At 64.8% G+C, this 9848-nt stretch carries 13 protein-coding genes and 1 pseudogene; 7 read left to right on the top strand and 7 right to left on the bottom strand.

The features are described from left to right. Window positions 1-316: hypothetical protein (locus FV230_RS18590; RefSeq protein WP_147843454.1), on the bottom strand; the 316-nt coding region annotated here is incomplete at its 3' end. 176 nt (window positions 317-492) lie between these two features. Here FV230_RS18590 and FV230_RS18595 point away from each other — a divergent pair. Next, complete coding sequence (locus FV230_RS18595) at window positions 493-777, top strand: hypothetical protein (RefSeq protein WP_147843455.1); 285 nt, start codon at window positions 493-495, stop codon at window positions 775-777. 12 nt (window positions 778-789) lie between these two features. Next, on the top strand, window positions 790-4215 hold the full coding sequence (gene mobF, locus FV230_RS18600; RefSeq protein WP_147843456.1) for a MobF family relaxase: 3426 nt from the start codon (window positions 790-792) through the stop codon (window positions 4213-4215). On the opposite strand, the gene FV230_RS18605 is transcribed toward mobF, so the two are convergent. The 3 genes and pseudogenes from FV230_RS18605 to FV230_RS18615 form a co-directional block, all read right to left on the bottom strand. Next, window positions 4199-4465: a hypothetical protein gene (locus tag FV230_RS18605; RefSeq protein WP_187275548.1), complete on the bottom strand. Its 267-nt coding sequence runs from the start codon at window positions 4463-4465 to the stop codon at window positions 4199-4201. The two genes, mobF and FV230_RS18605, sit on opposite strands and share 17 nt — an antisense overlap. Before the next feature lie 619 nt (window positions 4466-5084). After that, a pseudogene (locus FV230_RS18610) lies at window positions 5085-5345 on the bottom strand (transposase); the annotation flags it as partial. 37 nt (window positions 5346-5382) lie between these two features. Beyond that, window positions 5383-6084, bottom strand: coding sequence for a response regulator transcription factor CtrA (locus FV230_RS18615; RefSeq protein WP_147843459.1), 702 nt, complete (start codon window positions 6082-6084; stop codon window positions 5383-5385). Window positions 6085-6295: 211 nt separating this feature from the next. Here FV230_RS18615 and FV230_RS18620 point away from each other — a divergent pair, with 211 nt between their 5' ends. The 4 genes from FV230_RS18620 to FV230_RS18630 all read left to right on the top strand — a co-directional run bounded on the left by FV230_RS18620 (window position 6296) and on the right by FV230_RS18630 (window position 8094). Further along, a complete protein-coding gene (locus FV230_RS18620) occupies window positions 6296-6697 on the top strand; it encodes a MucR family transcriptional regulator (RefSeq protein ID WP_281408304.1) in 402 nt (133 codons plus the stop codon). Window positions 6698-6875: 178 nt separating this feature from the next. Continuing rightward, entirely contained in the window at window positions 6876-7334 is a 459-nt protein-coding gene (locus tag FV230_RS18625) for a hypothetical protein (protein ID WP_147725764.1), read from the top strand. Continuing rightward, the gene (locus tag FV230_RS30355) at window positions 7331-7480 is read left to right on the top strand and encodes a hypothetical protein (RefSeq protein ID WP_210248647.1); all 150 of its coding nucleotides are present in this window, start codon (window positions 7331-7333) and stop codon (window positions 7478-7480) included. The genes FV230_RS18625 and FV230_RS30355 overlap by 4 nt, the downstream gene beginning before the upstream one ends. A gap of 161 nt (window positions 7481-7641) precedes the next feature. Next, window positions 7642-8094 carry a hypothetical protein gene (locus tag FV230_RS18630; protein WP_147843461.1) on the top strand — a complete coding sequence of 151 codons (453 nt, stop codon included), beginning with the start codon at window positions 7642-7644 and terminating at the stop codon, window positions 8092-8094. Here the strand turns inward: FV230_RS18630 and FV230_RS18635 are convergent. Genes FV230_RS18635 through FV230_RS18645 form a run of 3 tightly spaced genes read right to left on the bottom strand, consistent with a single transcriptional unit; the run spans window position 8067 to window position 9182 of the window. After that, the gene (locus tag FV230_RS18635; RefSeq protein ID WP_147725766.1) at window positions 8067-8510 is read right to left on the bottom strand and encodes a hypothetical protein; all 444 of its coding nucleotides are present in this window, start codon (window positions 8508-8510) and stop codon (window positions 8067-8069) included. The two genes, FV230_RS18630 and FV230_RS18635, sit on opposite strands and share 28 nt — an antisense overlap. Before the next feature lie 26 nt (window positions 8511-8536). Beyond that, a complete protein-coding gene (locus FV230_RS18640) occupies window positions 8537-8929 on the bottom strand; it encodes a type II toxin-antitoxin system VapC family toxin (protein WP_147725767.1) in 393 nt (130 codons plus the stop codon). Then, entirely contained in the window at window positions 8922-9182 is a 261-nt protein-coding gene (locus FV230_RS18645; RefSeq protein ID WP_147843462.1) for an AbrB/MazE/SpoVT family DNA-binding domain-containing protein, read from the bottom strand. The genes FV230_RS18640 and FV230_RS18645 overlap by 8 nt, the downstream gene beginning before the upstream one ends. A 418-nt stretch (window positions 9183-9600) precedes the next feature. On the opposite strand from FV230_RS18645, the gene FV230_RS18650 reads away from it, so the two are divergent. Then, on the top strand, window positions 9601-9848 hold a 248-nt coding region (locus FV230_RS18650), incomplete at its 3' end, for a recombinase family protein (protein ID WP_147843463.1).

A 9848-nucleotide genomic window follows, 5' to 3' on the forward strand; every position in this document is an offset into this window, starting at 1 on the left:
GGCCGACGCGACGCACGCCGGGGGCAAGTTCGCCGGGCGTCGGCTGCGGCGCGGGTGGCACCTTCGCGCCTTGCTGCGTCGTGATCTCCCGGCACACGCGCTTCCAGGTCCGCGAGGCCGTGTCACGGGTCAGCGGTTGTCCGACTTCATCCGTCAGCCCGAGCTCGGCCAGGATCGGCAGGACCCTGCGCCAAGCCACCCGCCCCGTGCCCAGTTCGACCACGAGTTCGGCATAGTGCGTCCGCATCCAGACCGATACACGCCGGTCGGCCTGACGAGCAGTGGCGAACAGCGCCTGGATCTTCGAACGGCCCATCACGTAGCCCCCTGCCCGCGCCAGCAAGGGGGGTGCGAGGCGGGCGCCACTGGGACGTGAGTGGGGTCGGTAGCGGAAGGTAGGTTCTCTACAGACCAAGGCACCCTTGGTGCGGCATCCGCAGGATCCCATCTCATATCATGGTTCGAACGGGCGCGTCGGGGAGGAGCTGGGTGGTGAGCGAGAAGCCGGCAACAGCCACGGACATCGCAACCCTGCGCACCGAGATCGCTATCCTGTCCGAGGCGATGCGGGAGATGGTCGGGACCCTGGAGACGCAGGCCAGCATCCTGAACGCGCTGCTCCAGGCGGTGACGGCTCCCGAAGAGGGTGAAGGCCGCCTTGCCGAGGCGCTGATGCGTATCGCCGACGGTCTCGATCGCCAGACCGAGGAACTCACCGTGATCCGCGCCAGCCTCGCTCCGCCGGACGGTCCCCGGACGGGCCAGGACGGTGTCTGAGCAATACGCCGCGTGCTGACCTACCGTACCGGTGCCGCCAACACGCCCGCCGGCGCCGCAGCCATGGTCGCCCATCTCGGCGAGCTGACGCTCGCCCCCACGCAGGCCGCGATCGCAGCGTACTATGCCGGTGCCAAAGGTCCTGACCCGAGCGACATCGCTGGGTTCACCGGAACGGTGGCACAGGTGCGCCGTGATCTCGACCCGGCGCTCGCCCAGCTTCTCGGCCTCGATCAGACGCGCGCGCCGAGCGCGGACGAGATCGCCAACCTGCTGACCGGCGCCCGCGCGGACGGGCAGCCGATTCCCGGACGACAGCTGCAGCGTGACGGCACGCGCAGCCTCGCGGCGGAACTCGGTCTCGATCCCGATCGGATCGCGACGGCGGTCGAGGTCGATCGCGTGCTTTCCGGTCAGCGTGCCGATACCGGAGCCGCTTTGCCCCCGGGCCGGGTCGCCCTCCTGCGTCGCCGCTTCCTGCAGCTCTACGGGATCGAGGAGCACGCTGGCGCTATCGGGCTGACGGAGGCCGTGCCGCACCTGCGCGAGGGCCGGCGCGGCGATGGCAGGGCCTTGCGCCCCACGGCCTACGCCGACGGCCTGACGGCTGCCAAACAGCGGATTTCGTTCATCGACCTTACGCTGAGCGCCGAGAAGAGCCTTTCGATCGCGATCGCCCTGACGCCGAGCGAGAGCGAGCGGGCGCTGTTGTTGGCGGCTCACCGGGACGCGGTCGCTGACGTCCTGCGGATCGCCGAGACGGTGATCGGCAAGGCGCGCCGTGGCAAGGCGGGGCGCGGCGGCGTCGAGCAAGGCTCGATGTGCTGGCTGACCTTCGAGCACTTCAGCGCTCGCCCAACGGCCGAGGTCGTGCGGATCGATCCCGAGACCGGCCGGGTGTTCACGCAGCTGCAGACCGTGCGTGTTGCGGGGGACCCGCAGGTCCACCACCATGCGATCCTGCCTTCGTGCGTCCTGACCCCGTCCGGGCACGTCGGTGGCCTGCACCTCGCGGCGTTGGCTGGATCCGTTAAGGAGCTCGGGGCCCTCTATCATGCGGCTGTGACCGTCCGCCTGCGCCGGCTGGGTGTGACGGTGGAGGTCGACGAGCGCACTGGGGCCTGGCGCGTCGCGGCCATCTCTGAAGCCTTGCGCGAGCTTTTCTCCAAACGCACCGCGGGCGGGACCAAGGCGGCCAAGGCCTACGCCGCTGCACAAGGGCTGGACTGGGACACCCTCGACGGGGTGCAGAAGATCGCCCTGCTCAAGGCTGGAACGCAGGACCCACGTGGCGCCAAGTTGGACGATCTCGGCGACATCGTGGCGTGGCAGGCCGAGGCCGCTGCGGCTGGTTGGAGACCGACCCGCTTCATCCACCTCGACGCGCCGATCGCCGAGCCCGATGGCGAGGGACGCTTGGATCCGGCCTACCGTGCGGCCGCACAACTGCTCGGCACGGCCTTCGAGAACCACGCCGTACTGGACGAGAGTGCGGTGCGTACGGCTGCGGCCCGGGGCCTGATCGTCGGAGGCTACCGCGGCCCCGAGGACGTCGATGCGGTCGTGGCGTTGCTGCGGGAACGCGGCCTGACGCAGGAGGGTACCGCGACGTTCCTGACCATCGAGCGCGTGCGCGGCACGCACGGGCAGGACACCTTTCGTGCCACGACCGGGGTGCATGCCGAGCGGGAAGCACGCCTCGTCACCCTGGCACAGGCCGCCGCGCAGGATCGCAGTGGTGCTCTCACGCCGGAGGCGATCACTGTCGCGGCACAGGCTTCTGGCCTCACCTTCGAGGGTGAGCACGGACGCGCACAGGCTGCTGCGATGGTGGCGCTCGGCACTGGACCGCGGATCGCGGCCCTGACGGGAGCGGCCGGCGCAGGAAAAAGCGCCGTAATCCTCCCCCTCGCCCGGGCTTGGCAGGCGAGCGGGCGTCGGGTCTACGGGATCTCCACCGCGTGGCGAACGGCGCAGGCGCTCGCGGATGCGGGCATCGCGCCCGAGGACTGCTTCGCGACGGCCGCGTTGCTGTCGCGGGTCGATGCAGGGCGGATCAAGCTCGGTCCGGACGATGTCGTCGTGGTGGACGAAGTCGGCCTGATGTCGACCCGCACGCTGCTGCGGATCCTCGAAGTGCGCGAGCGCGTCGGGTTCCGCCTTGTCGTGGTCGGTGACGACCTGCAGGCTACCCCCGTTGAAGCGGGCAGCCCGCTCGCCCTCCTGCGGCGTGCTCTTGGTCACGAGGCGATACCGGCCATCACCACGACCTTGCGGCAGAGCGCAGTCGAGGAACGCGAACTTGCGGGGATGGCGCGCGAGGGTCGTATTGAAGAGGTGCTGGAGGTCATGCGCGCAGCCGAGCGCGCCCAGCTCGCACCCGGGTCGTACGAGGAAGCCGTGGAGGCCGTCGCGGCACTGTGGGACGCACGCATGTGCGCCCACGCCAACGATCCCGGGTTCAGCCTCGCCGTCCTCGCCCCCACGAACCGGGATGCTCGTGCGATCGGGCAGGCGATCCGGCTTCGACGTCAGGATCGTGGCGAGGTCGGCCCCGACGAGGTCACGGTCGAGGCCATTGACCAAGCCGGTGCCGCGTACACGCTGATGCTGGCGCCGGGCGACGAGGTGCGGCTGTACCAGCGCGTCAACGCCACGGGTACCGGTGGCCGCGGCCTCCTCGGGGTCAACGGAAGTATCGTGACGGTGGTCGCGATCGGCGCGGACGGCCTCGTGCTGCGCAATCGCGGGAGCGGGCGCCAAGGCCTGGTGGCCTGGTCGACGCTGCGTGATCCCGACACCGGCCGTACAAAGTTGGCCCCTGGCGGCTGCTTGTCCATCGACCAAGCTCAAGGCCTCACGGCGGATGAAGCGATCTTCGCCTTGCCCGGGGGGGCGGGAAGCTGCGACGCGGGCCGAGCCTACGTCGCCCTTTCGCGGCATCGCCGGCACGCCTACCTCGTGCTCGGCGAGGCGGCCGAACGGCGCGCCGTCGCCCAGAAGCGCCCGCTTGGAAGTGCGTCCATCCAGGAAAGTGACCTGTGGCAGCACGCTGGCGCAGTGCTCGCACGCCGGCCGGCCCGGGCGACCGCCTTGGACGTGCTCGACCGTGCCCGTGTGCGCCGCGCGCAAGCCTTGGCGCTCCGTCGCACCGCTCACGCCCGCCTTGAGCAAAGGGAGGGCGCGCCGACGACCCTTCCAGCTCGTCGGCAAAGGGATCGGATCGCAGCGCTCATCGCGCTCATGGCAGCCGCACGGGCAGAGCGCGCAGCACTGCTGCAGAAATTCGTTCGCCGGATGATCGGCATTCTGAGCGAGGCGCGGGTGCGCCTCGCTCAGGGGCGTGCCGGCGCGCAGGACGCCGTCACACGTGTGAAGCGCGGCCGTCGTCGCTCGCAGGGACCGGGACGGCCGCATCGACCTACGCCGCGTTCTTAGCGGCGACGATCTGGTCGCGGGCGTGGGCATCGACGGTGTACTGCTGCCCGGGCGACAGCGTCACGGTGAAGAAGCCTTCCACGGGCGCCTCCCGCGCGTCCGCATCCACGTAGCCCCGGTGGGGCTCGATGGTGGTGACGGCCTCGGGGTCGAGCGTCAGCGTATAGACGCCGCCGCCGACCCAGTTGATTGCCTTGGATCCGGGGCGGCGGACGTTGTTAACGGACGTGGTCGCCGTGATGTCAATCAAGCGCATGATATCCTCGTGATTGCGCTACAGGTGGTGTGTCGTTTCCGACGATCACGAAGCTAGGAACTGAAATTACATTTGTCAAATGGCCGTGTTACACCAAGGATTGGTGTATCTATTCATGCAAAATCTTGCGGGCAAGGATTGAATGGCTGATCCTTGTCCTCAAGAGCGCGAGGCCGGGCCACGGGCAGGAAAAGTGCGGAAGCGGTCCTTGCGTGGAGCAAGAATTAGCGCGGGTCTCCGCGCACGGCTGGCGCACAGGCTCCCCAAGCCATTCTAGAGTTATCCACAGAGTTGTTTGTTGAGGCGCTTTGAAAGTAGGCCTTGGCGGCAACCGCATTCTGTGCGTATTACGTACAAGACGCTGTCCGAAATAATGTGCAGTGGCCGCCGCCGCAGAGGCCTATTCTGGACGGCCCGGGCAGAAGCAGTGCAAGCACTGCCCATTCGGGCTGGTCGCGTAAGGCAGCCTTTCGCCTGTTTGCTCGGCGCATGCGGCGGGCGTTTACACTAGGGTTCCCGGGTGAACGTCAGATACTTTCCCAATACCGACGGCGCTCATTGCCTGCTCAACAGCCAAGCTATTCAGCTCGTTATGAATTAGAGCGGCGTCCGATTAAGTTGGCTCATAAGCGTCGTATCCCGCGGCGGCGAGGTAGTTTCGGCATTCGTCTGTTTTGAATGTGGCGAAGGCGTCTCTAAGGGCGGCGACGGTGCGCTTTGCAGCCGCTCGGAGTACAGCCTTGAGCTTGGCGAAGGCCATCTCAATTGGGCTGAGATCGAGGCTGTAGGGCGGCAGGAAGAGCGGCCGGGCACCGGCGGCCTCAATGACCTTGCGCACGCCTTTGATCTTGTGGGCTGGAAAGTTGTCGAGGATACCGCTCTAGCACTTCAAAATACACGTAGAGAATTTGTCAACTCGCGATGGCCTGAATTTCTCTGATATCCTCGCGCAGCATGTAGCCACGGCCCCAAACCGTCTCGATAAAGTTCTTGCCTTGGCTGGCGTTGGCGAGCTTCTTCCGAAGCTTGCACATGAACACGTCGATGATCTTCAGCTCGGGCTCGTCCATGCCGCCATAGAGATGGCTGAGGAACATCTCCTTGGTGATCGTCGACCCCTTCCGCAGCGCGAGGAGTTCCAGCATTCGGTACTCCTTGCCGGTGAGGTGGACACGGGAGCCGGCGATCTCGGCGGTCTTCTGGTCGAGGTTCACCGCAAGATCACCGATCGTCACGACGGCCTCCGCGTGTCCTTGCGAGCGGCGCACGATCGCCTGGATGCGGGCGACGAGCTCGTCCCGATGGAACGGTTTGGTGAGGTAGTCGTCGGCGCCAAAGCCGAGGCCCTTCACCTTGTCCTCGATGCTGGCCATCCCTGAGAGGATCAGGATCGGGGTCTTCACCTTGGCCACGCGAAGGCTGCGCAGCACCTCGTAGCCGGATATGTCAGGGAGCGTCAGGTCGAGGAGGATGATGTCGTAGTCGTAGAGCTTGCCTAGATCGATCCCCTCCTCACCGAGATCGGTGACGAAGGGATTGAACCCGGCCGTCTTCAGCATCAGCTCGATGCTCTGCGCCACCGCCGCATCGTCCTCGATCAGCAGAACCCGCATCGTCCGTCCCCGTAAGTGTTAAGATCCACTAATGCGTGATCCTTAACAAATCCCTGTTTTGCAGTAGGGTCCGTATCAGCGCCTTATCGGCCCATATTCGACTTGTTGTTCTGTCAGAAACTAATTAAGATAGGCCATATCAGTTAATTATAGGGCAGTATATTTCATGTTGGACGAAGCAGTGGCAGACACAAGCAGCAACGTTTTGGCGATGGCAGCCGATATCGTCTCAGCCTATGTCTCGAACAATCACGTTCAAACTGGCGAGTTGCCGAACTTGATTGCCAGCGTCCATGCATCCTTGAGCCGCCTCGGCGGTGAGGAGCCGACGGCCGCGTCCGAACCTGAGAAGCTGACGCCCGCTCAGATCCGCAAGTCGATCACCCCAGATGCGATCATCAGCTTCGAGGACGGCAAGGGCTACAAGACGATGCGGCGTCATCTTACCCTACGCGGCCTGACACCGGAGGCCTACCGTGCCAAGTGGGGCCTGCCTGCCGACTACCCGATGGTGACCACGAGCTACTCGGCAAAGCGCTCCGCACTTGCCAAGAGCCTGGGTTTGGGTGGGCAGCGGCGCAAGTTGGCACTGGATGCGGCTGATGGATCGTGAGGGGACTGGGCCTGGAGCGCCCAGGCCACAGGGTTAATGAAGCGTTTCCGTTCATGCCTTGTTCCCGTTGTGGAAAACTCCCGAAGCGGTCAGTTTGGCCCTTGTAGCGGGGCACAGCATGCACATTCGAGCCGGGGAGCGGCTGCGCCTTACACTGTGGGGCGCGGGGAGCCGCGCTATGGTCAGTCTCAACACCTACGCGGTGACCCAGCCCGCGCTGGAGGGGTTTGATCCGACGGAGGATGGCTTCCACCACGACGTCACGTCGTGGCTGCATGACGGCTTCAACACCTTGACGGTTGTGCTGATCGGGCCGCCGGGCGAGGTGCCGTTCCGCATGGTGGTCCGGCATGGCGATCATTCCGAGCACGTCCTCGACGAAGCCGACTTTCTGCCGCTGGCGACGCCATGGCGGCTCTGGACGCTTCGCATCGAACGGGCATCGGTGCTGAACCAGCATCTTTCCGGTCTTGGTCACGCCCAGCCGAGGCGGGTGGCCAGCGATCAGATCATGCCAGGTGCTGTCGGCGGCGGCATGTCTTTGCGCGTCGACCAGATCAGGGCGCCGGCCTCGTTGGTGAGCATGGCCACACCGGACCAGCCCTCGAGGATCGCTTCGGCGAGAAACCTCCCTTGAGCGATCGCCTGATCCCCCGAGCTCGCCTCGATGTGGATGTGCCGCGTCTCGATACGCCCACCACCATCGCAAGGACGGCGCAGGATCCGAAGTTCGAACCCGGAGGTAAGCACGCCTGCAAGCTGTGGCATGGCGTCAATTCGTAAAACGATTTGTTTCACAATGACATAGCCAAACAGGCGTGGTCAGACCTCTTTTTGGATGTTTAGGGCCTGCTTTTTCCAGAAAGGCGCCAAACCGGAATCGATCGTACCTTTGGCGTGGCTTGGGCCGATCTCAGTTCGTAACGATATGAGGATGTGATCGCGTGCCTATCCCCCAGCGCCAGCTCGGCGCATCGATCCGGACCGCGCTGCATATCGCTGATCGCGATGCGATCGCTGCTTTCGTCCTGGACGAGAGCACAGTGTTTGCGCCCAACAATCCGTTCGCGCGAACCAGTATCGGTGCACAGAGGCAGGTTTGGGCCGGCTATCAGCGCGAGTTCTACTTCTCGAACATCGCTTCTCTTGGGCTGGCGTGTTTGATGAATGCCTTATGCGCACGTCCCGATGACGAGACGATTGTTCAGGAGATCCTCCAGGCCGATGGCTGCCGTGCTTACGTGTATCACCCGGGCGACGGCTGCCAGATTGTCGGGGCCGTGCTGCATGCCAAGGGGACCGGAGCCCTGCCAGTGATCAAGCCACTTCCACGAGGCGGCCGGCGGGGCAGGGGGCAGAGATCGGCGCTTCAGCTCGATTTGTTTGCGGTCGGGTAGAGCCCCCGAAACAGGTCCCCCATCGCCCGACACTGAAACAGGGTGCGCCAGCGTCGACGCCGATGCTCGGGGCGATCGTGGTTGATGTGACAGCGTTGGCAGAAGGCAGCGAGGTTGCGGTCGAGATTGTTGGTGGTGTCGTGATCGCGGTGTGCGGCAGCCAGCACAACGCGGGTCGTACGGATGCGACCGAGATCTTCGATCGTCGGCAGGCTGCGCAGCGTACGGCCCTGTCCATCGCGCCAGGCTCCGATGCTGGCATCCCACCAGCGCCCATCACCGAGATGATACACGGTCAGCCCATGGGGCCGACCGCAGCCCTCGCAGGCGCCACCCGCCCGCCCGAAGCGGATCGCCGCTGAGAGTTGCGGCCAGTCGATGGGATAGAAGAAGCGATGCTCGCGCCGGATCGGCATTGTTCAGGAGATCCTCCAGTGACGTCTCATGGGAGGATTTCGATGGTGATCCTGAGGCTTTTGGGGAGGTCGGCCCAGGCTTTCTGAGTGGTGAGCGCGACAGCATTTCGCTGTTGTGCGAGGGCCAGGCAGGCATGATCGCTGAGGGAGAGATCGAACGCCTTGAGAAGCGGTCTCAGCATGCCTGTGGCTTGAGCTTGAGCGTCGTCGAAGGGATCGACCCGTAGGTGAAGCCCCCCGACAGCTTGGGCGATGCGGTTTTGGGAGCCGCCGGCTTCAGCGAGGGCAGCATAAACTTCGGACAGAGCGACGGCGCTGATCCAAGCGCGTGGCAGGACCGTGATCACGCGTTGCGTCCCGGCTTCACCCTTGAGCAGGCAGAGCAGGGCTGAGGCATCGAGGACGAACGCCTCAGTCATGCTCGGTCTCCTGGTGCGGATCGTTTGCGCTATCCTGGCTCAACGCATTTTCACCTGGCGCATCGTCGGGTCGGAAGGTGCCGACAATCGTCTGAGCCAGGCGTACGGCTGAGGTAAGCGATCGGACATGAAGTCCGTCCTCATCCAGTTCGATGATAACGGTATCGCCGACCTCGATCCCGAGCTTGCGCCGAAACGCAGCTGGAATGATCAGCTTACCCCCATCGATAATTTTAACCGCCTGCGACGCCATGACGACCTGTCAGATGGTACCTGAACGTCATTTCGTACCAAACCACGCATGTCGTATCAAGATGGCCGGGTTCAGATAAGGGGACTATGGTCGTGGCCTTGCGCATATGGCTCGACCTTCGGCTCTGGTTGCCATCCAGGTTTGAGATGAAACATCAGTGAGTGACCAAAAGCGCATCACTACCGTATCCGGGGTCACTTAATGATGATTTTCTGTCGATACAGAGCGTAGAATTTATGACGGCTTGTAGTACGGTAGCTCGGCCGTTTGGGGGCCGTCGCTGTATCTGTCACGCAATCGCTCGTTTGCGTGACAGGCACGAACGGGGGAGCACCGCAGATCGGCGGCCCCCGGCCCCTTGATCGTCATACCGCCTCACGACGCGTGGCCCGTCACGCCCGCCCAGGATCATCACCCCATGCTGCTCGGCTACATGCGCGTGTCCAAGGCCGATGGCTCGCAAACCACCGACCTGCAGCGCGACGCCCTCCTCGCCGCCGGCGTCGAACCCGAGCGCTTCTACGAGGATCATGCCTCCGGCAAACGCGACAGCCGCCCTGGGCTCGACGCCTGCCTCAAAGCGCTTCGCGAGGGCGACACCCTCGCGATCTGGAAACTCGACCGCCTCGGCCGCGACCTGCGCCACCTCGTCAACACCGTCCACGA

Source organism: Methylobacterium sp. WL6 (assembly GCF_008040095.1).
In the GTDB taxonomy this organism is placed as follows: domain Bacteria; phylum Pseudomonadota; class Alphaproteobacteria; order Rhizobiales; family Beijerinckiaceae; genus Methylobacterium.